Below are 23,695 nucleotides of genomic sequence, written 5' to 3' on the forward strand. Positions count from 1 at the left end.
CATATCAACCGTGCAGCCCCGCATTCGCCCTCAAGAAATGCGTCATTTGCGTGAAGGAGGCGGCGCGGTGCGCTCCTGCTCTTAACTTGCCGTTTACTTCCCGATTGCCGCGCGCATCCGCTCCCGCCAGGTCTCGGCGCTCATGAGGGAGGGCGCATCCCACTGGTCGGCGGCCTGCGGGCCGCTGTGGAACGGCCCCTCGTTGAACTGCCACACCATCACCTGCGGCGGCGCCTTGGCGAAGTCCGGCGCGCCCACGGACTGGAGGAAGGTGACCCACGGCCCCACATTGCCGGGGTTCCAGGTGAGGGACACCGGCCGGTCGAGCACGTTGGAGAGCTTCTGCGGGAAGCCGAGATAGGGCTGCACGAAGCTGTTGCCCACCACGTGGACCGGCGCCGGCCCGCCGTCGAGCAGGGAGGCCTTGGTGGCGGGCGGGGTGCGCACGGTGTAGAGGTCCGGCCCCACCTGCTTCTGCTGGTCGGGGGGGAGGAAGCGCTCGGCAAGGTCGCCCAGATGGCGCTGGGTGACCCATTCGCCCAGCTTGTCGCCGCCCGGCGTGCCCGCGAGCTTGGCGACCTTGCCCTTGATGAGCGCGGCCACCGCGTCCGCCGCCGCCTCCGCCGACCAGGCGGTCCAATGGTAGTCGGCCCGGTAGAAGCTGGTCTGCCGGCCGGTCTCCACCGATTTGAGCGCCGGGCGCAGGTCCAGCGTGTCGATGCCGGTCTTCTTCAGTTCATCGAGGATGAAGTCGTACTGGCCCGCCACCTCCGCCGACAGGCTGGTGCCATCCGGCAGGCGCGCCTTGTAGAAGCTGGCCTTCAGCGGCACCACCAGGGTGACGAGGGTGACGCCCCGCGCCGCGAGCGCCGCCCTGGCGTCCCTGATCAGCCCCACATTGGCGGTGATGCCGGCCCGGTCCAGCACCGTGAGGCTCTCCCAGCCGGGAAACAGCCAGCCGTCCTTGCCGATGAGGATGGGGGTGCCGCCGGCCGCCGTCTGGGCCATGGCCGGAGCCGCCGCGCCCGCGACGGCAAGCGCCGAGGCAAAGGCTGCACCGGCAAGGGCTGCTCCGGCGAGCAGCCGGCGGCGGGTGAAGGCGTGACGCGTCATGGCGGGTCTCCCAGAAAGCGGCGTTCGGTCTCCGTCAGCGGGCGGGTGAGGGCGCGCATCGGAAACTCCCACACGATGAGCCGCGTCTGCGCGAGACTTTCGGGCTCATCCATCAGAAACTCCAGGAGCTGGCCGGCAAAGCCGCTGCCGTCGGCGCTCTTCTGCGCCACCTCGTAGCCTGAGGCCGCCTGGAGATAGTCCAGAAATCCGGAATTGCGCGAGAAGGAGGAGCCCGCCAGCACCACCGCGGGGGCGGGCACGTCGTCGAGCAGGCCGCCGCTGCGGGCGATGGTGGCGGACACGTCCGGCACGAGATCGGGCTCCGGGCCGGACCAGGGCCAGGATCGCTCCAGCCCGGCCAGGCGCATGAGATCGCCCACACGCGGATGCGGCGGGCTCTCCTTCAGCGTCACCTTCTGGGTCCCCGTTCCGATCTTGCGTGCCACATGCTCGGCCACGCGCGCCGCCGCCCGCCGCGCACCCAAAGGACTCCAGTGGGTGTCCGTGCGCATGAAACCGTCCGCAGCGGGCCAGCCGGGCGCGATCTCCACCTGGTCGAGGCCCAGCGCGCGGCTCCCCTCCCACCACGCGGCGGAACGCCGGGCCGCGAGACCCGCCACCGGCAGGCCGCAGAGCTTGTCCGCCGCCAGCTGGGCCTTGTCGGGCACCGGCAGCACCACGAGGGCGATGTTTCGCGCGGCGAGATGATCGCGGATCTTCGCGGCGAGCCGGATGCGCTGTGCAACAGGGGCCTCCCGCTCGCGCGGCTCGACGATCTCGTCGGCATAGAACAGCCAGCCCGGGCACCCGGCACGCACCAGCGGCCCGGCATCGCCGAGAAGGCGGTAGGCAAGGCCCGAGGCCATGTCGTCAAGCGCCGTCAGCTTGGGGAGGGCGGCAACCACCTGCTTGTCCAGCGCGGCGCTGAAGCGGCCTTCCAGGATATCCGCGGGACCGGCGACAGCGCCGAGCGCCTCGCGGCTCTCCAGGCCCGAGAGCCGGGCCGCGACGAAGCCGAGCCCGGCGAGCATCAGCGCCAGGAAGGCCAGGGTGGCAAGGGTGCGGGCGAGGGTCGTCATGGCGCGTCAGAACTGGAAATAGAGGAAGGGCACGACAATCCGCCCCTGCAGCACGAACAGCGCGAACAGGAACAGCGGCAGCGCCGTCCACGCCCGTAGCGCATGGCCCGGATTGGGCGCGGAAGGGTCGATGCGCATGAGCTTCGGCAGATAGATGAGGCCGATGCCGAGGGCGAGGGTCACCCCCTCCAGCGGCCGGATCGCCGCCCCCATGGCGGGCGAAAGCGCAAGCCCGTGGGCACCCGCGAGGCCGGAGAAGATGCGCCCGGCCTCGTCCCAGCTCGCAGCGCGGAACAGCGCCCAGCCGACCATGACGAAGGCCAGCGTGAGCAGGTGCCCGAGCGACGCCCCGGTGCCGGGCAGGCGCGCGGCCTTCCACACCCGCCCCACCATCAGGCCGAAGCCGTGCCACAGGCCCCAGATGAGGAAGGTCCAGCTCGCCCCGTGCCACAGGCCGCCGAGGCCCATGGTGATGAGCAGGTTCAGGGAGACGCGGCCGGTGGCGCCCCGGTTGCCGCCCAGCGGAATGTAGAGATAGTCGCGCAGCCAGGTGGAGAGCGAGATGTGCCAGCGCCGCCAGAAATCGGCGAGCGAGGTGGCAAGATACGGATTGTCGAAATTCTCGGGGAACTTCAGCCCCACCATCAGCCCGAGGCCGATGGCCATGGCGCTGTAGCCGGAAAAGTCGAAATAGAGCTGGAGCGTATAGCCGGCCACCGCCAGCACCACGTCCGCCGTGGTCGGCTCGGCGAGCGCGTAGCCCGCATCCACCAGGGGGGCCAGCGTATCGGCGATGAGCACCTTCTGGGCGAAGCCGAGCATGAAGCGCTCCACGCCGAACATGAACTCGGCGCGGTGGAAGGTGCGCGCCTTCAGCCGCTGCGCCACCCATTCGTAGCGCACCACGGGACCGGCCACGAGGTGGCCGAACATGGACTGGTAGGTGGCGTAGTTCACGAACGAGGGCTCGGCCGCGACCGTGCCCCGGAACACGTCGGTGGAATAGGAGATGGCGCCGAACACGAAGAAGCTGAGGCCGATGGGCAAAAGCACATCCTGCCAGCCCCACACCGAGGCGCCCAGCGCGCCGGCCGAATGGACGAAGAGGTTGGCGTATTTGAACCAGACGAGGGACGCCAGCGGCCATGTGACCCCCACCACCAGCGCCCGCCGCCGCGCGGCGCCGTCCGCGCGGGCGATCCACAGGCCCGTGGCCCACGACCACACGGCGATGGAGACGATGAGCGGCAGGAAGTCCGCCCGCCACCAGGCATAGAACAGCCAGGAGAAAGCGAGGATGGCAAGGTTCCGCGCCGCCCCCGGCGTCAGAGCGTAGACGATGAGGAACACCGGCAGGAACAGGAACAGGAAGCTGTCGGAGGCGAAGACCATGGGCGCTTGCGTTCCTGCTGGCCGGTCAGAGCGTTTTCAAGCGAAGTGGATACCGGTTCGCGTGAAGAAAACGCGTTAACACAAAGTTCTAGAGCGATTGCCGCGAGCCAGGGCGAGCGGAAGACGCTCTAGTTGCCGGCGCCGCGATAGGGCTCCGTCTCGTCGCGCTGGCCGGTGAGCACCGGGCCGGAGGCGCCCGGCAGCAGGAACAGGCTGTAATGGTCCCCGGCCTTCAGCGACGGCAGGGTCAGCGGGCCGGAGGCCGCCGCACCGCATGTCGCCGCAAGGATCGCCGCGATGGGATTGATGGCGCGTTGGCGGGTGGCATTGGGCGCCACCGCCTCGAACACGGTGGGACCGCCATCGGCCACCGTCACGGCGCCGTCGCAGTCGGGCACGAGATTGTAGAAGCGCAGCTGGGCTTTCAGGTCGTTGCGGCCCTCGGTGGAATCGGCGATGACCACCGCCGGGCCGCCCGCAGGCACCACCACGGTGGAGAAGGCGTCGGCCGCCGGCACCAGTTCGCCCGCCACGGGCCGGCCGTCGATGCTGACGGAAAGCCGCGCCCCGCCCTTCACCACGCGGTAGATGGTGGCCGTGTCGCCCTGCCCCACCGGCACCGCCGGACCTGATCCAAGGGCGATGGGCGCGCCGCTGCGGGAAAGGTCGATCACGCGCACATAGGCCGAGCCGGCCGGCGGCTTGGGCGCATAGAGCCGGGTCAGTTCCTGCGCCTGCGCGCCGAGGCCAGCCACAAGGCCCACCGGGACAAGCGCCAGCGCGGCGAGGCCGGCAGCGATGCCGCGTGCGGCGGCTGTCGTGGCGCGGATGGAAACAGGCATGCGCGGACCCCTACCGGCCTGAAGAAGGTTAGAGCCCTTGGCGCGGCCCCGTGACCAAATCCGGGGATCGCGCCTGAAGCTAAGACGCCAAAACAGTTAGGCCCTGCGCCCCCGCGAGACAACCGAGCCGCCCGCCCATCACCGTCTATGGTTACGCACGGTGCCCAAGGTCGGCGCGCAAGCTCGGCGCGTTCAGCCTTCGTACTTTTCCAGGAACGCCGCGATGGAGAGGGTGCGGAAGTCCGGCAGGGCGACCCGAAGCTGCTCGTGGCTCCAGTCCCACCAGCTCAGCGCCTCAAGGCGCGCGGCGATGTCCGCCGGAAAGCGCAGCTTCACCACCCGCGCGGGCACGCCGGCGACGATGGCATAGGCCGGCACGTCCTTGCTCACCACCGCCCCCGCCGCCACCACCGCGCCGGTACCCACGCTGCGCCCGGCGAGCACCACGGCGGCATGGCCGATCCACACGTCATGGCCGAGGGTCAGCTTCTGGTCGCGGCGCCACTGGAAGAACTCCGCCTCGTCCTCTTCGCCGGGAAAGTAGGTGGAGGCGCGATAGGTGAAATGCGCCTGCGACGCCCGCCAGGTGGGATGGTTGCCCGGATTGAGCCGCGTCATGGCGGCGATGGAGCAGAACTTGCCGATGCGCGCATAGGCGATGTCGGCATCGTTCACCACATAGGAATAGTCGCCCATCTCCACTTCGAGCAGCTTGGTGCGGGCGCCCACCTCGGTATAGCGGCCGAGGGTGGAGGCCTTCACCTGGGCGGTGGGATCGATGAGGGGGGTCTCCCCCAGCACCTTCACCGGCCACCCCCGAATGGCAGGCGCTGCATCAGGCGAAAGCGCGCCATCGGCGTCTCCTGCACATAGAGGGCGATATCTGCGAGCGTTACCGGCACCTCCGCCCCGCTGGCATGGTAGGCGTCGGCCAGCGCGTTCATGGCGTGGCCGCGCTCCCCCTCCGGCAACGGGCCGGTCAGGGTCATGTGGAAGCGGAACTCGTCCAGTACGTAAGGATAGCCGTAGGTTTCGAGATAACCCACCTGCCGCGCCGACAGGCGATCCGGCTTGCGCCGCGCCATGTCGGCCGACGAAAGCTGTGCCCTCATCCCCTCAAGCTCCAGGACACAGGAGGAGGCGAGGTCCTCGAGCTTGGGTGCCGGCACCGCCGGCACCAGGGCCACGAAGGGGCCGATGGCGCGCACCTCCAAAGGTGGCATCTCGAACGGATGGTGGCCGGCGGCGCAGGCGGTCGCGGCCGCGACGAGGTCCGGTTCCGTCTTCCCCTCCGCGAGGCGGAAGGGCGCCTTCAGGGTGCCGTGGAAGCCGTAGCGCCGCGGCTCGGCGGTGGCCGCATGCCAGGCCTCGGCATCGAAGCCGGGGAGGTCCGGAAAGGCCGGCTCGGCGCCGGTCTGCGCATCATAGCCGAGCACGCACGAGCCGAAGCGCCACAGGGCGCTCTCGGCGGGCGGGGCGAGATAAAGGGCATAACGCGGGGCGGTCACGGTGGCAGCGCCTCCTTGCGCGTCACGGGCCGAAGATCAGCGGGGCAAAAAATCAGCGCGGCAGAAACGGGTTGTGGGCCTTTTCGTCGCCGATGCTGGTGACAGGGCCATGACCGGGCAGGCAGACCACGGTGTCGCCCAGAGGCAGCAGCTTGCCGACGATGCCCGCGATCAGCAGGTCCGGATCGCCATAGGGAAAGTCGGTACGGCCCACCGAGCCCCGGAACAGGGTGTCGCCCACGATGGCGATGCCGACCGGCTTGTGCACGAAGACCAGATGGCCCGGCGTGTGCCCCGGCACGTGCAGGATATCGAGGGTGAGATCGCCCACGCTCACCGTTTCGCCCTCGCTGAGATAGCGGTCGGGCGTCACCGCGCGGGCGTTGGGGATGCCGTATCTGGCGGCCGCGGCGGGGATGTCGTCCATGATGAACTGGTCGGCCGCGCCCGGCCCCTCCACCTTCACGCCGAGGATCTCGGCCAGCTCGGCGGCGCCGGCGGCGTGGTCCACATGGCCGTGGGTCAAAAGGATCTTCTCCACCGTGATCCCGGTCTCGGCGATGGCCGAGCGAATCTTGTCAAGATCGCCGCCGGGATCGATCACCACGCCCTTCATGGTCGCGGTGCACCACACCAGCGAACAGTTCTGCTCGAACGGCGTGACGGGGACGACGGCGATCTGGATCGGCTGCATGGAGGGCTCCGCGTGAGCACGTTTGGCGCCGGCGCGGGCACGGCCCGTCCCCGGTGAGGTGAGAAAGGGTCCGGCAGGATGCGCACGGACGCAAGGTGACCGAAGGTCCGCGGTGGGCGAAAGATCCCGCAGGACCGGATCAATGCGGTTCATGCGTCCATGGCCAAGCCTGCACGGCGCCCGGTCGGCAAGGCCGCCGGCCCTCAGTCGCTGCCGCCATGGGACCGGCGGATTCGCCGCACCACCGACCACACGCCGAGCACCGCCACAGGCACCGCCAGCGCCGTCGCGAGGCCCACGTCCAGATGGACGCCGAAGGTTCGCACGTCGATCCCGCTTTCGTGGATGCCCTCGGCCAGGTGGTGGAACAGGCTGACCACATAATAGGAGATGGCCGCCACCGAGAGGCCTTCCACCGTGCGCTGCATCCGCAGCTGCAGGCGGGTGCGCTCGTTCATGGAGGTGAGCAGGTCGCGGTTCTGCTGCTCCAGCTCCACGTCCACGCGGGTGCGCAGCAGATCGGCGGCATTGGAGAGCTTGCCGGCGATCTTGTCCTGCCGCTCCTCCACCGCAAAGCAGGTGCGCATGGCCGGCTGCATCCGGCGATCGAGGAATTGCTGCCAGGTGGGAAAGCCCGTCACCGACACCTCGCGGATGGTGGCAAGGCGCAGCCGCACGATCTCCATATAGGCGCGACTCGCACCGAACCGGAACAAGGCGCCGGCCGCCCCCGCCTCCAGCTCGGCCGCCAGCGCCACCAGCTGGTTCAGGAGGTTATTGTTGTCCACCAGGCCCTTGGCGGAGGTCATGGCGGTTGCCGCCGTGGCGAGACGCGCCTCGATGCGCGCCACCTCCGGCGACAGGCGCTGCGCCTCCGGCAGGCCGAGCAGGGCAAGGGTGCGGTAGGTCTCGATCTCCAGCAGCCGCTGCACCAGCGCGCCGGCCGCGTCCGCCCCGAGGCCCCGGTTGCGCACCAGGATGCGCACGAAGCCCGAAGGGTCGGCCATGAAATCGGTGGCGATCTCGGCGAAGCCGTCGTTCACGTCGGCACGGGCCAGGCTCGATCGGTCGAACACCTGGTCGAGGAAGAAATCCTCGGCAGTGTCGGGCACGAGGTGGAGGTCCACCGCCACCAGCAGCGGGCCGGGCTGCGGCACCTCGCCGAAGGGGCTGGCGAGGGTCGCCGCCGGCGGCTGGAACGGCAGGCCGCCGGGCTGGATGCCGCTGGAGGGAAGGTCCCAGGTGTAGGTGCAGAATTCGGCGTGGCTCTCCCACCTCAGCTCGGCGCCGCCGAACGAGACGTGGTGATACTTGGCGCCCGAGGCCGGCGCGGGAAGCCCGCGCGCATGGCACAAGGCCGCCAGCGCCGCGCGATCGGCCTGGGCCGTGGTCGGATCCAGCAGGAAGGCGGCATGCAGCATGCGCCGGGGCGCCTGCGCCGGGGCGAACGGACGCGCATGCAGCTCGCGCAAGACCTGCGCGCGCAGGGGATGAGCGTGAAGCGCCCGCCCTTCGCCGATGACGAGGTCCGCCTCGCCTCCCGTGCGCCCATTGCCCATCGCGCCGCTCCCTGATGTGTTTTGTCCGTGCTGGCACGGCGGCGGCGCGCGATCAAGGCGCATGGTCCGTCGCAAGCGTCGCACCAAGGGGGGCAACGCTTGCGACGGCTGAGACCTGCGGCCCCGGTTCGCCCGCGGCCGACGGGTTTCACAGATGCCGCAGCACCCGCGCCGGGGGGACCGAAAGCGCCCGCAGGGTCCCGGCCAGCCCGACCCCCACGGTGACCACCAGCGCGCCGATGACCGCCCCGGCGGCAGCCGGCAGGGAGAAGCTGAAGCCGATATCCATCACCTGCGTCACCACCCCATAGGCGGCAAGGCTTCCCGCCGCCACGGCCACCAGCGCGGTGGCAAGCCCGAGCCCGGCATATTCGAGACCATAGGCGAACATGAGCCGGCCCCGCGTCGCCCCCAGCGTCTTCAGGATCACCGCGTCATAGATGCGGCCCTCGCGGCCCGCCGCCAGCGCGCCGGCCAGCACCAGCACCGAGGTGATGAGGGTGACGAGGCTCGCCGCGCGGATGCCCAGCGACAGGTTGTCCAGCATGCGCTGGGCCTCCTCCAGCGTCTCCTTCACCCGCACCGTGGTGATGGCCGGAAAGCGCCCCGCCACCGCCTTCAGCAACGCCACCTCCCGCGCCGTGTCCCCGCCATCGGGAAAGGTGAGGGTGGCCAGCACCGTGTGCGGCGCCCCGGCGAAGGTGGCCGGCGAGAACACCATGACGAAATTGATGCCGAGCCGCTCCCACTTCACCTCGCGCAAATTGGCGATGCGGGCGGTGATGGGGCGGCCGAGCACATTCACGGTCACATGATCGCCCAGCGCGAGGCCGAGGCCCTTGGCCAGCTCGGCGTCGAAGGAGACGAGGGGCTCGGTCTCGTCACCGGTCCACCATTGGCCCGCCACCACCCGCGAGCCCTCCGGCACCTCGGCGGCGCTGGAGATGCCGCGATCGCTCTGCAGCACCCAGGCGGCGTCGGCGCGCGGCTTCACCTCCTCGGCGGGCGTATCCTTCACCCTGGTGATGCGCCCGCGCAGCATGGGCACCGCCTTCACCTCGGTGCCGGGGGCGCTCGCCGCCAGGAAGGCGCGGAAGTCCGCCTCCTCGCCGCTGGGCACATCCACGAAGAAGAAGCTCGGCGCCGCCTGCCGCATCGGGCCGGCCAGTTCCCGACTCAGGCTCGCATCCACCAAAGCGATGCCCACCATGAGCGACAGGCCGAGACCCAGGGACAGCACCACCGAGGCGGTGAGCGCCCCCGGCCGGTGCACGTTGGCAAGCGCAAGGCGCACCATGGCGTCGCGCGGCCGCGGCGCCCGGCGCGCCAGCGCCATCAGGCCGGCGGCCACGCCCCGCAGCAGCAGGAACACCAGCGCCGCCGCACCGAGGAAGACCGCCGCTGCCCGCCGATCCTCCGAAGTCGCCAGTGCCAGCGCCACCAGCGCCGCGCCCACCCCCGCCACCGCGAGAAACGTACCAAGGCCGACCTTCACCGCCGGCTCGCCGATGCCGTCGCGGAACAAGGCGGAGACCCGCGCCTGCTGCGCCCGCGCCAGCGGCAGCAAAGAGAACAGGACCGACACCAGCACGCCATAGAGCGCAGCCAGCGCCAGCGCCGCCGGATCGATGCGCGGCTCCAGCGGAAACGGCACCAGCGCGCCGATGGCCGCGCTCGCCACGAACGGCAAGGCGGCCCCCAGCATCAGCCCGATGCCGATGCCCAGCGCCGCGATCAGGCCGATCTCGGCGGCATAGGTAAGGAAGATGTCGCGCCGCGTCGCCCCCACCGCCTTCAGGGTGGCGATCACCTCCCGCTTGGCCGACAGATGGCTCGACACCGCATTGGCGACCCCCACCCCGCCCACCATGAGCGCGGTGAGCGCCACCAGCGCCAGGAACTGGCTGATGCGCCGCACGTTGCGGGCAAGCTGCGGGGTGGCGCCGTCGCGGGTGCGCATCTCGAAGCCGGCCGCGCCGAAGCGCTCCCGCGTCCCGTCCATGAAGGCGCTGAGTGCGGCCGGCGCGGGATCGGCCAGCGCCACGCGATAGCTCCAGCGCACCAGGCTTCCGGGCTGGATCAGCCGGGTCTGCGGCAGCACCGCCTGCGAGACCAGAAGGCGCGCGCCGAGGCCGACGCCGGATGACAGCCGGTCCGGCTCGCTGTCCAGCACGGCGCGGACCTCCACCATGGCGTCGCCCAGCAACAGGCGGTCGCCCACCTTCAGGCCAAGCCGGCCCAGCAGCACCGGATCGGCCGCCGCGCCATAGAGGCCGCCCCTTTCGCCGAGCACGTCGGCGAGCGGGGCGGGCGGGCTGAGCGCCACCTGCCCCACGAGGGGATAAAGGCCGTCCACCGCCTTCACCTCGGCCAGCGCGGCGTCGCCGGCGGCGGTGCGGGCCATCACCCGCAGCAAAGCGGTGGTGCCGAGCCTGCCGCCGTGTTCGAGCGCGGCCCGCTCGTCGGCGCTCGCCTCCCGCTGCACCAGGGTGAAGGCGGCGTCGCCGCCGAGGATGGCGCGGCCCTCCCGCTCCAGCCCCTGGGTGAGCGCCCCGGCAAAGGAGCCGATGCCGGCAATGGCCATGACGCCCAGCACCAGGCAGCCGAGGAACACGCCGAAGCCCCGCCGCGCCCCGCGCAATTCCCGCAGGGCGAAGCGCAGGGACCGGGGCAGCCGGGGCGCGGCGGCGACCAACGCCGCCATCACAGCGCCTCCGCGCCGGCGCGGGACGTGATCGCGCTATCGTCCTTCACCACGCCGGAATGCAGGGAGAGCACCCGTTGGCAGCGCCGCGCCAAAGCGGTGTCGTGGGTGACGAGCACCAGCGTCGTGCCGCGCGCCCGGTGGACGGAAAAGATAAGGTCCATGATCTGCCGGCCGGTGGCCTCGTCGAGATTTCCGGTAGGTTCGTCGGCGACCAGGATCGGCGGCTCGGGGGCCAGAGCGCGAGCGAGCGCCACGCGCTGCTGCTCGCCGCCGGAGAGCTGCCCCGGATAATGCCCGGCGCGGGCGGAAAGCCCCACCGCCTCCAGCTCCTGTGCGGCGCGGGCGAACGCGTCGGCGCGGCCCATGAGTTCCAGCGGCACGGCGACGTTTTCCAGCGCCGTCATGGTGGGGATGAGGTGGAAGGACTGGAACACGATGCCGATGTGCCGGCCGCGGAACCGCGCCAGCGCATCCTCGCCGAGGTGGGTGATATCGGTGCCGGCCACGGTGACGCGGCCCTTGTCCGCGCGCTCAAGGCCGGCCATCACCATAAGCAGGGTGGATTTGCCGGAGCCCGAGGGACCCACGAGGCCCACGGCCTGCCCCGCCCCGATCTCGACAGAGATGTCCTTCAGGACATGGACACGGGCCGCCCCGGTTCCCAGGGAGAGATCCACATGCGACAGCGCAATGGTGGAACGCGGAGAGGACACATCATCCATGCTTGAAAATGCCGTGGCTCGAAAAAAGGGATTTGCGACGATCGCCGCCGGACACCGGCGCGCTCCCCTATGGGAGACGGCATTTAAGGCACTGGCGGGGCTGATGGCCGCGCTCGCCCTGTTCACGTTCGCGTCAGGGGTTTCCGCGATGCCGGCGCAGGCGCGCACCGTGCGCATCGTCGCGTTCGGCGACAGCCTCACCGCAGGCTACGGCCTGCCCGCCAGCGCCGCCTTCCCCGCCCGGCTGGAAGCGGCGCTGAAGGCAAAGGGCCTCGACGTGAGCGTGGAGAATGCCGGCGTCTCCGGCGAGACCGCCTCCCAGGGCCTGGCCCGTCTCGACTGGTCCATCGGCGAGGGCACTGACGCGGTGATCGTGGAGCTGGGCGCCAACGACATGCTGCGCGGCCTCAACCCCGCCGCCACGCGCACCGCGCTGAGCGAGATCGTCCGGCGCCTGAAGACGCGCGGCATCACCGTGCTGCTGGCCGGCATGCGGGCTGCACCCAATCTGGGCAGGCCCTATCAGGAGACATTTGACGCCATCTTCCCCGAGCTGGCGGCGGCGGAAGGGGTGCTGCTCTATCCCTTCTTCCTCGACGGCGTGGCGGGCGAGCGCACCCTGGTCCAGCCGGACGGGCTTCACCCCAATGCGGAAGGGGTCAGGCGCATCGTTGCCGGCATCCTGCCCAAGGCCGAGGAACTGGTGGGGCAGGTTCAGGATAAGGGCCGATAGGCCTATCGCGCGATAGGCCAACCTGACTGACTAATTTTTTAGCATTTTTGCCGCCCACCATCTCCGCTTGACCAATCCATAATCATTCCTCTAAATTCCGCCGCTTTCCGGGGGGGATCGCCCTGCCCATTCGTAGCGTTTGCGTTCCATTTGCTTGAAACAACAGTGAGAATGACAATGGTTCGGGAATTCGAGTATCAGGGCGAGACATTCCGCGTCACGGCCCACGGCGTTCATGGGCACGAAGAAATTTTCATCGTGCATATTGAGGAAGACGGCGTGGAGGGGGCGGAAATCTCCATCGACCGCATGACCGAAGAGAACGACACCAGCGCGCCCATCGAGGCCATCCTGGTGATGCTCTGCGACAAGCTGATCCCCCAGAGCGAAATCCAGGTGCAGAACGCCGCCGCGCCTTTCGCGTGGCGCGAGGGCAACGTGGTGTTCCAGGTCCACGACGGCCTCCAGGACATCAAGCACGACTGATGGGTGATCGGCCCGCGCGGGCGGTTCGCGCGGCGCCCCATTGAACCGAAAAAACGAAACGCAAACGGCCGTCCCGGAGCCTCCGGGACGGCCGTTTCATGTGAAACATCGTTAACGGAACCTTGCGCCCCAAAACCTTGCGCCCCAGGCCTTGCGGCGAGGACCTTGCGCCAAGAACCTCGGCACCGGGGCCTTGAACCAAAGCCGCGGCGCGCGGTCCTACTTCTTCTGGGCGGGCGCGGCAGACGCTGGGGCCGCAGGAACCGCAGGAGCAGCCGCCGCCTTGGCCGGAACCTCCACCACGATCTTGCGCGGCGGCAACAGCTGCAGGGCCTGCACCGCCTGGCCGGCGAAGCCGTTCAGCAGCTCGTTCTGGTCCGCCACCGAGGCGTTGGGCTGGGCCGCCACCACCCGGCAATAAGCCACGATCAGCGCATTGGCCACGTCGGCGGGGTGCGCCTTCGGGTTCTGCTGGTAGAGGGTGGTGGCCAGGGTGGAGATGGCATCCCCCGCCATGGGCGGCTTGGGCGTGCCGAGCGCCTTCGTGGCGGCGGCGGACAGGTCCGCCGGCACCGCCTTGCCGTCATCCGCCGGGCAGGCGAGCTTGCCCACCAGGCTCTTCGGCTCCTTCAGCACGAGGCCGGGACCCACCGGCAGCGCCCAGGCGATGGTCTGGCTGTCCACCGGTCCGCTGACGGTCCGCCGCGACACTTCCAGCGCCGCCTGCAAGGTGAAGCGGCGCAGTTCCGCATATTTCTGCCAGGTCGGCGCGGCGCCCTTGGCCACCACCGGGCAATAGGCGGCGGTGAGCGCGTCCACCACCGTGCCGCTGCCGGAGCTGCCGGAGGCGGCCTTGTAGGCATCCACCATCATGGGAATGGACCGCTGGCCGCCCGCCATCATGGCGGAAAGCGCCGCCACCGCCTTCGGGTCCGGCCCGTCCGAGCCGGGGGCGCCGCCCACGTCCGGACAGGTGAAGGCGTCCGCCGCCTGCGTGCCATAGTCCGGCACATGGGCGGTGGCGCGCCAGGAGGCGACCATGGAAGCGGTCACGTTCGGCGCGGCGGAATTGCCCCAGGAGGTGCGCACATAATTGGCGAGGTCGGCGACCTGCTGGTCGTCCAGCCGGCCGGCGAAGGAGGGCATGGCGCCATAGGTGCCGCCCGTGGGCAGGCCGCCGAGCACGGCCATGATGATATTGTAGGGCTCGGCCGCCACCACCGCCGGATTGCCGGCCAGCGCCGGCACCGTGTCGCCGCGGCCGGCGCCCTTGTCCATGTGGCAGACGGCGCAATTGTCCACGTACAGCGCCGAGGCGCGGGCGTAGACGACGGCCGACAGCGGCGAGGCCGCCTGCGGGGCCGGCACGTCCGCAGGGCGGGGCGAATCGAACAGATAGGTGACGATGGCGGCGCGATCGGCATCGGTGAGGAAGCCGAGGGACTCGTGCACCACCTCGGCCATGGGGCCGAACACGGAGGTCTTGGCCGGCGCCGAGCCGGTCTTGAGGAAGGTGGAAAGGGTGTCGGCGGTCCAGCTACTCTTCTTCAGCGCATCGGTGGCGATGTCCGGCGCCCAGAAGCCGTCCACGTCGGCGCCGAGGAAATGCGCCTTGCCCTTGGTGGCGCCCATGATGTTGCGCGGGGTGTGGCAATCGCCGCAATGGCCGAGCGCATTCACCAGATAGGCGCCGCGGTTCCACGCCTCGCTCTTGCCGGCGGTGGGGGTGAAGCGGCTGTCGTCGAAGAACAGCTCGCGCCACGCCAGCATGCCGAGGCGAACATTGAAGGGGAATGCGAGCCCGTTGGCCGGCGGGGTGTTGGGAATGGGCGGAATGCGCCGCACATAGGCCCACAGGGCCTTCATGTCGTCGTCGCTGATTTCCGTATAGGCATCGAACGGCATGGCCGGATAAAGATAGGCGCCGTCCTTGCGGATGCCGTTGCGCACCGCATTCACGAACTGCTCATAGGTCCACAGGCCGATGCCGGTGGAGCGATCCGACGTGATGTTGGGCGAATAGATCACGCCGAACGGGGTATTCAGCCCCAGGCCACCGGCGAAGGGCTTGGCCTTGTCGCCGGTGTGGCAGGGCATGCAGTCCGCCGCCTTGGCGAGATATTCGCCGCGCGCCACGAGGTCGGCGTCGCTGGCCGCATCGGCCACCGGGTAGGTGGCCAGCTGCGCCATGGCCGGCGCCCCGGCGCACAGGAACGTGGCGGCCGCCAGCGCGGCGATCCTGCGGGAAAATCCTGAAGCCCTGACCATTCTGCCCCCCGTCGAATCTTGTTCTGATGCTCTAGCTTGGACATCTTACAAGATAGCGACATTGATACAGCCCGGTCTTTCCCGCGTGCATCCACCGGCGAGGTGGCCGGCGAGTTGCCCACCGCGATGCACTTTGTCAAAAAGGGGCACCAGAGAGGGGAGCGCGACCGATCCGATGGATCGCGCCCGTTGGGGACACCATGACCGCGCCCACATCGACCGCGCCCGCATCGACCGCCGCCCCCTTCCGCGCCATCCCGGTCGACGACCTCTCCCCGGCCGAGGCCGCGCGCGAGCACAAGGCCCTGGCGGATGAAATCTCAAGCCACGACGCCGCCTATTATCGCGAGGACGCCCCGGTCGTCTCGGACGCGGACTACGACGCCCTGCGGCGCCGCTATGAGGCCATCGAGGAGCGTTTTCCCGGCCTCAGGGGCGAGGACAGCCTGTCGGAGAAGGTGGGCGCGGCGCCGTCGGAAAAATTCGGCAAGGTCACCCACAAGGTGCCCATGCTGTCGCTCTCCAACTGCTTCTCGGACGCGGAGGTGGAGGAATTCGTGGCGCGGGTGAAGCGCTTCCTCAACCTCGGACCCGAGGACGAGGTGGCCTTCACCTGCGAGCCCAAGATCGACGGGCTCTCCTGCTCCCTGCACTACCAGAATGGGCGCCTCACCGTGGCCGCCACCCGGGGCGACGGCAGCCATGGCGAGGACGTGACGCCGAACGTGCGCACCATCGCCGACATTCCCGAACGCCTCTCGGGCGCGGACGTGCCGGACACCATCGACGTGCGCGGCGAGGTCTATATGGCGGGCGCCGATTTCGAGGCGCTCAACGCGCGGCAGGCTGCGGCGGAGGACAAGGTGTTCGCCAATCCGCGCAACGCGGCTGCCGGCTCCCTGCGCCAGCTCGACCCGTCCATCACCGCGTCGCGGCCGCTGAAATTCTTCGCCTATGCCTGGGGCGAGGCCTCCTCCCTGCCCGCCGAGACCCAATACGGCGTGGTGGAGGCATTCGCCCGCTGGGGCTTCACCACCAACCCGCTCATGGTGGTGGCCAGGGACGCGGCCGGGCTGATTGCCCACTATCGCTCCATCGAGGCGCAGCGCGCGCTGCTCGGCTACGACATCGACGGCGTCGTCTACAAGGTGAACAGCCTGGAGCTGCAGCGCCGCCTCGGCTTCGTCTCGCGCTCGCCGCGCTGGGCCATCGCCCACAAGTTCCCGGCCGAGCAGGCCACCACCGTGCTGGAGGAGATCGAGATCCAGGTGGGCCGCACCGGCGCCCTCACCCCGGTGGCGAAACTCACGCCGGTGACGGTGGGCGGCGTGGTGGTCTCCTCCGCCACGCTCCACAACGAGGACGAGATCGCCCGCAAGGACGTGCGCATCGGCGACACGGTGGTGGTGCAGCGCGCCGGCGACGTGATCCCCCAGGTGGTGCGGGTGATCGCGGACAAGCGGCCCGCCGGATCGACGCCTTATGAATTTCCCCATGTGTGCCCCGCCTGCGGCTCCCACGCCGTGCGCGAGGTGGACACCAAAAGCGGCAAGATGGATGCGGTGCGCCGCTGCACCGGCGGCCTCATCTGCCCGGCACAGATGGTGGAGCGGCTGCGCCACTTTGTGTCGCGCAACGCCTTCGACATCGAGGGGCTGGGCGAGAAGCAGGTGCGCGCCTTCTACGAGTGGGGGCTGATCGCCTCCCCCGCCGACATCTTCACGCTGGAGGCGCGCAACGCCCGTTCGCTGCAGCGGCTGGAAAACCGCGAGGGCTGGGGCAAGACCTCCGCCACCAATCTGTTCGCCGCCATCGCGGACCGGCGCACGGTGGCGGTGGACCGCTTCGTCTTCGCCCTCGGCATCCGCCATGTGGGCGAGACCAACGCCAAGCGGCTCATGCGCCACTACGGCACCGTGGAGGCCCTGGAGGCCGGCGCTCTGGCGGCGGTTATCCCCGGCGAGGACCACCCCAAGGGCAACGACGCCTGGCAGGACATGCTGGGCATCGACGGCATCGGCGACGTGGTGGCGGAGGCTGTCATCGAATTCTTCGGCGAGCCCCGCAACCGCGAGGTGGTGGCCGCCCTGCTGAAGGAGGTGACGCCCGAGCCCATGGAACAGGTGGCGGCGGCCAGCCCGGTCTCCGGCAAGACCGTGGTGTTCACCGGATCGCTGGAGAAGATGACCCGCGACGAGGCGAAAGCCATGGCGGAGCGCCTCGGCGCCAAGGTGGCGGGCTCGGTCTCGGCCAAGACCGACCTGGTGGTGGCCGGCCCCGGCGCCGGCTCCAAGCTGGAGAAGGCGCAGGCGCTGGGGGTTCAGGTGATCACCGAGGACGAATGGTTCGAGCTGGTGGGGTAAGGACCCCGCCCCTTGACGCGTCCGCTCCCAGCGCCCATTGCTCGCCCACCAGCCGGCCGGGCGGCCGCGGTGTGGGACCTTGCGTCCGCATCGAGGAAAGTCCGGGCTCCACTCAGACGCGGTGCCGGATAACGTCCGGCGGGGGTAACCCTAGGGAAAGTGCCACAGAAAACAAACCACCCGCGAAGGGCCTTCGGGTCCGCGCGGGCCAGGGTGAAACGGTGGGGTAAGAGCCCACCGCGCGACCGGCAACGGAAGCGGCACGGCAAACCCCACCGGGAGCAAAGTCGAATAGGGACGGCACGGGAAACCACCCCTGTCTGCGGGGCGCCGTCCGGGTTGACTGCTAGAGGCGCCGGGCAACCGGCGTCCCAGAGGAATGGTCGCCACGCGGGCGCAAGCCCGCCGTACAGAACCCGGCTTACAGGCCGGCTGGTGCTTGCTCCATTCCCACCGAACGCACGCAATGGCTCATGCCCGGATCGTGCAACAGCCATGCATCTTACGCATGGCAAGCGGCTGGGCTCCCGGGGGAAAACGGGTTGGCCTGCCGCCGGGGTGCGGCCATAACGATTCAATCCCGCCGTTCCGGTGTTGATGCTCCCGCCCCCCTGACCGCCCCCTGCCCTGCCCCGCTGCCCATGACCAAGCCGCCCCCCGTTCCCCTCACCCTGCACGGCATGCTGCACGGCGCGCGCGAGACCATTCCGCTGATGCCGGGGCTCGCCGCCTTCGGCATGGCGTTCGGCGCCGCCTCGGTGCAGAAGGGCTTCTCCATGCTGGAGTCCGTCCTTTCCAGCGGCCTCGTCTTTGCCGGCCTTGCCCAGATGGTGGCGCTCGAAGGCTGGCGCGAGTACTGGACCCCGGCCACCCTCATCGCCCTCGGCCTGCTCACCATGGCCGTCAACATGCGCCACGTGCTCATGGGCGCGGCCATGCGGCCCTGGCTGTGGTCCATGCCGGCCTGGAAGATCTATCCCTCCCTGCTGCTGATGGCGGACAACAACTGGGCCGCCGCCATGCGCTACCATCAGGAAGGCGGCAACGACGCCGGCTATTTTGTCGGAGCGGGGCTCGTCACCTGGACCCTGTGGGTGGTGTCCACCGCCGCCGGGCACGCCATCGGCGGCGGCATTCCCGATCCCAAGGCGGTGGGCATCGATCTGGTGGTGCCGGCCTTCTTCGTCGCCATGCTGCTGCCCAACTGGAAGGGTCGGCGCGAGGCGGTGGGCTGGGGTGTGGCGGCGGCGGTCTCGATCGCGGTTTCATTCGTGCTGGCGGGCTGGTGGTTCATTGTCATCGGCGCCTTGGCCGGCGCGCTCGCGGGTGGATTCACCGACGATGACCGTTGATCCGCAGACCCTCGCCGCCATCTGCGTGATGGCGCTCGCCACCGCCTTCAACCGGTCGGCGGGCTTCTTCCTGATGCGCCTCATCCCGGTGACGCCGCGGGTGCGGCGGGTGCTAGACTGCCTGCCGGGGGCGGTGCTGGTGGCACTGCTGGCGCCCGGCGCGGTCCATGGCGATGCCGCCATGCTGGCGGGCCTTGGCGCCGCCTTCCTCGCCGCGAAGCTCACACGCAGCGATCTTCTGGCCGTGGTCGCCGCCATGGCAACGGCAGCCGGCCTGCGCGCCCTGGGCGTGTAATCCGGGGCGTGTAACCCGGGGCGTGTAACCCGGTCTCTCAAGAACAACGCCGGCGCGGCGAGGTGCCGGCCGGCGTTTGGCTGTTCCCGATACGACCCTTGCCCGATACGACCCTTGAAGGCGTCCTTTGAAGCCGCGTCCTCCAAACAGGCGGACCGGCGCGCTCAGCCCGGTGCGCCGGGCTTGGCGGCGGCCTGGGTTCCGGGCACGGACGGCTCGGCGGCAGGTGCCACCGGCGCCGCAGGCTTGGGTTTCGGCTTCGGCTTGTTGGTGATGGACCGCACCTGGCTGATGACTTCCTCGTGCAGCCGCGGCGCCTTTTCGATGTTGAAATGATCGATGGAGCCGACGGCGTCGAGATTGCGGTTCACGATGTTGCCGCGGAAGCCGGGACCGGCGGTGAGGCGCTTACCGTAGCCATTGGTGGACTGGTAATAATTCACGAAATAGCCCAGCGACCGGCCCACCTGGGTGACGCCCACCGGATCGAAGGTCACCACCAGCTTGGGCGGCACGCCGAGGGCAGTCAGGCGCTCGGCCATCTCGATAGCGGCATCGGCACCCAGCGAGTGGCCGATGATGACGATGGGCGAATTGCCCGTGGCCCGGCTCTCGGCGGCGGCCGCATCGGCGAGTTGCGGCCACTGGCCGTATTCGTGCACCGTGGCGATGATCCCGCGCCCATTCATCTTGGCGGCCAGATCGTCCATGCCCAGCGAAAAGACATTGGCGAGGCCGCGCAGCAAATAGACGTGACCACGGTTCTGCTGGGCCAGCGCAGGCTGGGCGGCACAGATTACGATGAGCGCTGCGAGCAGCGCCTTGGCGAAGCGCAAGCCAGACTTCATGGTGAGCACCGTCCTTGATAGGAACCGAGTTCTGCCGCCAAAATACGGGCTGGGCAACTGCGGATCGGTTACCCGGCGCACAACCTTGGGAGAGGGCTGCATTTTTCACCACCCCGTGGCGCGCCTGCATCAGGCCGCGGCGGCGGCTGACCTGAGGTAAATTTGTAGTTCAGGTATTCTAACACTACCGAATGCGCACATAGGTTGTATAAAGTTAAGCTTCGACTAAGAATGCCTTTTGGTGAGGGCACGAGCGTGAACGCACATCTGACGGACTCAATCGTCCAGCGTGACGGCCGCGGCTTTCCTCCAGACCTGCAGGTCCTCGCGAATCTGAGGTCGGACACGGAGTTCAAGCGCGCGCATCAGGCGCGGCGGCCGGGACCGGAGGCGCCCGATTCGCGCCCGCCCGGCAGCGTGCTGATCGTGGCCGCCTTGTCGGCCATCTCCGGCGCGGTAATGGGCCTCGTCTTCGGCGGGCACTTCACCATCGCAACGGCCGTTCTGGTCTGCGTTCCCATCGGCGTCGCCGTGGGCATGTGGGTGCGCGGGCTGACGGGCTGAGCCCGCCCCCGCACGTTTCCAATCGTTGATATCAGGCGTCGCCCACCAGCAGCACATGCAGGCTGCGCGGACCGTGGGCGCCCAGGAGCAGCGTCTGTTCGATGTCGGCGGAGCGCGACGGCCCGGTAATCCAGTTCACCGTGCGCGGCATCACCCCCGGCCCGAACCGCTCGCGCAGGCGCGTCCACACGCTCTCGTAGTCGCCAGCCACATCGGCCGCATCCACCACCACCAGATGGTGGTCGGGCAGCAGGTTCAGGGTGCTGGGATTATCCGGGCCCGAGAGCATCACCAGCGTGCCGGATTCCGCCACGCCTGCGAACGCATGGGACAGGCCGGCCAGTTGGCGCCCGTCGGAGGCACCGATCCACACATCAAGGTAGGGCTCACGCCACCACGGCAAGGTCGCCAGCCGGGCATCGCCGCCGCGCAGGATGGTGGGCGGCAGGTTGCGTCCGCGCAGGTAGGCAGCGACCGCGCCGGGCACGTCATCCGCGCTTGGAAGATGATCGATGCTCGCCGCGGCGGCCACCACCATGTCCTTGAACAAGGCGAGCCGCGCCGCCGCCGGCAGCTGGGCCCGGGCGGGCACGAGGCCGCGCGGATGGCCGGCAAGCCGCCCGTCCACCTCCTGCCGGCGCGGCGCCTCCTGCGAGGTGACGCCCAGCGCCCGCCGGACCGAGGCGAAGACGGTGTCGCGGGAAGAGGTCATGGGCGTGCGTCCCTGTTGGCGGGCCTGCTGTTGCGCGCGGCCCGCCGAGCGCGCCACTGGGCCTGGAAGGTGCCGCCCTCCGGCGCCGGGAAATCGCGGTGGCCGGTCCAGCCGCCGGCGAGCGGCAGGGCGGCGAAGCGCCCCTTCTTCCGGCCGAGAACGGACAGCAGCGTCATGGCGAGGCCCGTCGCCGGCCGGTACAGCCAGCCGCGCCGGGCGAAGAAGCCCCACACCTTGAGCCCATAGCGCTGGGGCGCGGGGGTGAGGTGCCGCTCGAATTCCTTTTCCCGCCAATGCCGCATGAGCTTGGGCAGGGGGATGCGCACCGGGCACACCTCCTCGCACCGGCCGCAGAAGGTGGAGGCGTTAGGCAGGTTGGCGCCCTTCTCGATGCCGATGAGCGCCGGCGTCAGCACCGAACCCATGGGACCGGAATAGACCCAGCCATACGCATGCCCGCCCACCGCGTGATAGACCGGGCAATGGTTCATGCAGGCGCCGCAGCGGATGCAGCGCAGCATTTCCTTCAGCGGGCCGCCGAGCATGCCGGAACGGCCGTTGTCGAGGATCACCACGTGATACTCCCCCGGCCCGTCCGGGTCGCCGGGGCGGCGGGGGCCGGTGGAGAAGGTGGTGTAGACGCTCATCTCCTGCCCGGTGGCCGAGCGGGCGAGCACGCGCAAAAGCTGGCTCACGTCCTCCAGGGTCGGCACCAGCTTTTCCAGCGAGGCCAGCACGATGTGCGCCTTGGGCAGGGTCTGGGTGAGGTCGCCGTTGCCCTCGTTGGTGACGATGATGGAGGTGCCGGTTTCCGCCACCAGGAAGTTGGCGCCGGTGATGCCCACGTCCGCCACCAGGAACTTCTGGCGCAGCTCGCCCCGCGCCTCGGCCAGCAGCGCGGTGGGCTCGGACAGGTCGCGCTCGGGCGAAAGATGGGCGTGGACGCGGCGGAAGTCCGCTTCCACCTGGTCCTTGTTCAGGTGGATGGCGGGGGCGATGATATGAGACGGCGCCTCGCCGCGGATCTGGATGAGATATTCGCCGAGATCCGTCTCCACCGGCTCGATGCCGGCGGCGGAGAGGTGGTCGTTGAGGCCGATCTCTTCCGAGATCATGCTCTTGCCCTTGGTCACGGTCCGCGCGCCAAGGTCGCGGCAGATCTTCGTGACGATGTCCCGCGCCTCGGCCGCGTCCACGGCGAAATGGACGTGGCCGCCGGCCGCCGTCACCTTCTCCTCGAAGCCCTCCAGATAGAGGTCGAGGTGGGCGAGCGTGTGGTCCTTGATGTCCCGCGCGCTGTCGCGCAGGGCGTCGAACTCGGGCAGCTTGTCCGCCGCCGCCGCCCGCTTGCCGATGAAGCCGGGACCGACCTTGGACAGCGCCGCCTGCAGCGGCAGGTCGGCGAGGGCGCGCTTCGCATTGTCCTTGAAGCGGGGCGAGGTGATCTCGACGCTCATGGCTTCGTCTCCGGAGCGGGCTCGCCGAGGGCGGGGGCGTTGCCCATGCCGGCGAGCACCTCGGCCACATGGCGCGCCACCACGGGGCGACCCTGGCGCTGGAGCTTGCCGGCCATGTTCATGAGGCAGCCGAGATCCCCCGCCAGAAGCGTGTCCGCCCCCGAGGCGACGATATTGGCCGCCTTCTTCTCCACGATGGCATTGGAAACATCGGGATACTTCGCGCAGAAGGTGCCACCGAAGCCGCAGCAGGTATCGGCATCCGCCATCTCGGACAGGGTCAGCCCCTCCACCGAGGCGAGCAGCGCGCGCGGCTGCGCCTTCACCCCCAGCTCGCGCAGGCCGGAGCAGCTGTCGTGATAGGTGACGGTGCCGTCATAGGCGGCATCCACCCGCGTCACGCCGCGCACGTCCACCAGGAACGACACCAGCTCGTGGACCTTGGCGCAGAATCGGTCCACCCGCGAGGTCCAGTCCGGCTCGCCAGAGAACAGCTCGGGATAATGGGCCTTGATCATGCCGGCGCAGGAGCCGGACGGGGCGACCACATAATCGAAATTCTCGAACGCCGCGATCACCTGCTCGGCCAGTGCGCGGGCGGTGGCCCGGTCGCCGGAATTGAAGGCGGGCTGGCCGCAGCAGGTCTGCGGCGGCACGTCCACCTCGCAGCCCGCATCCTCCAGCAGCTTTGCCGCCGCGAACCCCACCGAGGGGCGGATCATGTCCACGAGGCAGGTGCAGAACAGGCCGACCCGCGGCGGCGACAGATCCGCAGGGCGTGGCGAGGAGAAGGGCATGGCATCCCGGACGTTGTGGGGTGTGCGCGCGGCGCGGTTGGGCGGACACGCAGTTTAGAACGATTCATATAGCACCCAGGCCGGCAGCGCGGAAAGGCGCGCGCCGGGCAACTCCCTCTCCCGCTTGCGGGGGAGGGGTGGGGAGGGGGCAACAGGCGGTTTTCATCGGTACCATCGGTATTTCTTGGCACCGGCCTGCCCCCA

At 69.6% G+C, this 23,695-nt stretch carries 21 protein-coding genes and 1 other RNA gene; 7 read left to right on the top strand and 15 right to left on the bottom strand.

What is annotated here, in order from left to right; genetic code table 11:
- Positions 1-93: 93 nt before the first annotated feature.
- The 10 genes from V5F48_RS16460 to V5F48_RS16505 all read right to left on the bottom strand — a co-directional run bounded on the left by V5F48_RS16460 (position 94) and on the right by V5F48_RS16505 (position 11,616).
- Positions 94-1,113, bottom strand: a complete 1,020-nt coding sequence (locus tag V5F48_RS16460; RefSeq protein ID WP_394259572.1) for an alginate O-acetyltransferase AlgX-related protein — start codon at positions 1,111-1,113, stop codon at positions 94-96.
- Positions 1,110-2,192, bottom strand: a complete 1,083-nt coding sequence (locus V5F48_RS16465) for an alginate O-acetyltransferase AlgX-related protein (RefSeq protein WP_394259573.1) — start codon at positions 2,190-2,192, stop codon at positions 1,110-1,112. The genes V5F48_RS16460 and V5F48_RS16465 overlap by 4 nt, the downstream gene beginning before the upstream one ends.
- A gap of 6 nt (positions 2,193-2,198) precedes the next feature.
- Entirely contained in the window at positions 2,199-3,584 is a 1,386-nt protein-coding gene (locus V5F48_RS16470) for an MBOAT family O-acyltransferase (protein ID WP_394259574.1), read from the bottom strand.
- A 128-nt stretch (positions 3,585-3,712) separates the two neighbouring features.
- A complete protein-coding gene (locus tag V5F48_RS16475; RefSeq protein ID WP_394259575.1) occupies positions 3,713-4,426 on the bottom strand; it encodes an alginate O-acetyltransferase AlgF in 714 nt (237 codons plus the stop codon).
- Between the two features lie 192 nt (positions 4,427-4,618).
- On the bottom strand, positions 4,619-5,233 hold the full coding sequence (locus V5F48_RS16480; RefSeq protein ID WP_394259576.1) for an LbetaH domain-containing protein: 615 nt from the start codon (positions 5,231-5,233) through the stop codon (positions 4,619-4,621).
- Positions 5,230-5,934, bottom strand: a complete 705-nt coding sequence (locus V5F48_RS16485) for a DUF1045 domain-containing protein (RefSeq protein WP_394259577.1) — start codon at positions 5,932-5,934, stop codon at positions 5,230-5,232. The genes V5F48_RS16480 and V5F48_RS16485 overlap by 4 nt, the downstream gene beginning before the upstream one ends.
- A gap of 52 nt (positions 5,935-5,986) precedes the next feature.
- Positions 5,987-6,628: an MBL fold metallo-hydrolase gene (locus V5F48_RS16490; RefSeq protein WP_394259578.1), complete on the bottom strand. Its 642-nt coding sequence runs from the start codon at positions 6,626-6,628 to the stop codon at positions 5,987-5,989.
- 203 nt (positions 6,629-6,831) lie between these two features.
- A complete protein-coding gene (locus V5F48_RS16495) occupies positions 6,832-8,187 on the bottom strand; it encodes a DUF3422 family protein (protein ID WP_394259579.1) in 1,356 nt (451 codons plus the stop codon).
- A gap of 148 nt (positions 8,188-8,335) precedes the next feature.
- Complete coding sequence (locus tag V5F48_RS16500; RefSeq protein WP_394259580.1) at positions 8,336-10,891, bottom strand: ABC transporter permease; 2,556 nt, start codon at positions 10,889-10,891, stop codon at positions 8,336-8,338.
- The gene (locus V5F48_RS16505) at positions 10,891-11,616 is read right to left on the bottom strand and encodes an ABC transporter ATP-binding protein (protein ID WP_394259581.1); all 726 of its coding nucleotides are present in this window, start codon (positions 11,614-11,616) and stop codon (positions 10,891-10,893) included. The genes V5F48_RS16500 and V5F48_RS16505 overlap by 1 nt, the downstream gene beginning before the upstream one ends.
- A 103-nt stretch (positions 11,617-11,719) precedes the next feature.
- Between V5F48_RS16505 and V5F48_RS16510 the strand changes: the two genes are divergently transcribed.
- Together V5F48_RS16510 and V5F48_RS16515 are read left to right on the top strand one after the other, a co-directional pair.
- A complete protein-coding gene (locus tag V5F48_RS16510; RefSeq protein WP_394259582.1) occupies positions 11,720-12,349 on the top strand; it encodes an arylesterase in 630 nt (209 codons plus the stop codon).
- A 177-nt stretch (positions 12,350-12,526) separates the two neighbouring features.
- Positions 12,527-12,835 (top strand): hypothetical protein, encoded by a 309-nt coding sequence (locus tag V5F48_RS16515; protein ID WP_394111293.1) that lies wholly within the window; start codon positions 12,527-12,529, stop codon positions 12,833-12,835.
- 219 nt (positions 12,836-13,054) lie between these two features.
- Here V5F48_RS16515 and V5F48_RS16520 read toward each other — a convergent pair whose 3' ends face one another.
- Positions 13,055-15,103, bottom strand: coding sequence for a c-type cytochrome (locus V5F48_RS16520; RefSeq protein ID WP_394259583.1), 2,049 nt, complete (start codon positions 15,101-15,103; stop codon positions 13,055-13,057).
- A gap of 200 nt (positions 15,104-15,303) precedes the next feature.
- Between V5F48_RS16520 and ligA the strand changes: the two genes are divergently transcribed.
- The 4 genes from ligA to V5F48_RS16540 all read left to right on the top strand — a co-directional run bounded on the left by ligA (position 15,304) and on the right by V5F48_RS16540 (position 19,113).
- On the top strand, positions 15,304-17,466 hold the full coding sequence (gene ligA / locus V5F48_RS16525; RefSeq protein WP_394259584.1) for an NAD-dependent DNA ligase LigA: 2,163 nt from the start codon (positions 15,304-15,306) through the stop codon (positions 17,464-17,466).
- 48 nt (positions 17,467-17,514) lie between these two features.
- An RNA gene (rnpB, locus tag V5F48_RS16530) (RNase P RNA component class A) lies at positions 17,515-17,906 on the top strand.
- 201 nt (positions 17,907-18,107) lie between these two features.
- A complete protein-coding gene (locus V5F48_RS16535) occupies positions 18,108-18,818 on the top strand; it encodes an AzlC family ABC transporter permease (RefSeq protein ID WP_394259585.1) in 711 nt (236 codons plus the stop codon).
- A complete protein-coding gene (locus tag V5F48_RS16540) occupies positions 18,808-19,113 on the top strand; it encodes an AzlD family protein (protein ID WP_282640802.1) in 306 nt (101 codons plus the stop codon). The genes V5F48_RS16535 and V5F48_RS16540 overlap by 11 nt, the downstream gene beginning before the upstream one ends.
- A 164-nt stretch (positions 19,114-19,277) precedes the next feature.
- On the opposite strand, the gene V5F48_RS16545 is transcribed toward V5F48_RS16540, so the two are convergent.
- Positions 19,278-19,961, bottom strand: coding sequence for a thioesterase domain-containing protein (locus V5F48_RS16545; protein ID WP_394111298.1), 684 nt, complete (start codon positions 19,959-19,961; stop codon positions 19,278-19,280).
- Between the two features lie 255 nt (positions 19,962-20,216).
- Between V5F48_RS16545 and V5F48_RS16550 the strand changes: the two genes are divergently transcribed.
- Positions 20,217-20,525, top strand: coding sequence for a hypothetical protein (locus V5F48_RS16550; protein WP_394259586.1), 309 nt, complete (start codon positions 20,217-20,219; stop codon positions 20,523-20,525).
- A 31-nt stretch (positions 20,526-20,556) separates the two neighbouring features.
- Here V5F48_RS16550 and V5F48_RS16555 read toward each other — a convergent pair whose 3' ends face one another.
- Genes V5F48_RS16555 through V5F48_RS16565 form a run of 3 tightly spaced genes read right to left on the bottom strand, consistent with a single transcriptional unit; the run spans position 20,557 to position 23,491 of the window.
- Complete coding sequence (locus tag V5F48_RS16555; RefSeq protein ID WP_394259587.1) at positions 20,557-21,237, bottom strand: LutC/YkgG family protein; 681 nt, start codon at positions 21,235-21,237, stop codon at positions 20,557-20,559.
- On the bottom strand, positions 21,234-22,694 hold the full coding sequence (locus tag V5F48_RS16560; protein ID WP_394259588.1) for a lactate utilization protein B: 1,461 nt from the start codon (positions 22,692-22,694) through the stop codon (positions 21,234-21,236). The genes V5F48_RS16555 and V5F48_RS16560 overlap by 4 nt, the downstream gene beginning before the upstream one ends.
- Positions 22,691-23,491 (bottom strand): (Fe-S)-binding protein, encoded by an 801-nt coding sequence (locus tag V5F48_RS16565; RefSeq protein ID WP_394259589.1) that lies wholly within the window; start codon positions 23,489-23,491, stop codon positions 22,691-22,693. Before V5F48_RS16565 ends, V5F48_RS16560 begins: the two co-directional genes overlap by 4 nt.
- Positions 23,492-23,695 lie beyond the last annotated feature (204 nt).

This window comes from Xanthobacter autotrophicus ATCC 700552 (genome assembly GCF_043194565.1).
GTDB lineage: Bacteria > Pseudomonadota > Alphaproteobacteria > Rhizobiales > Xanthobacteraceae > Xanthobacter > Xanthobacter autotrophicus_F.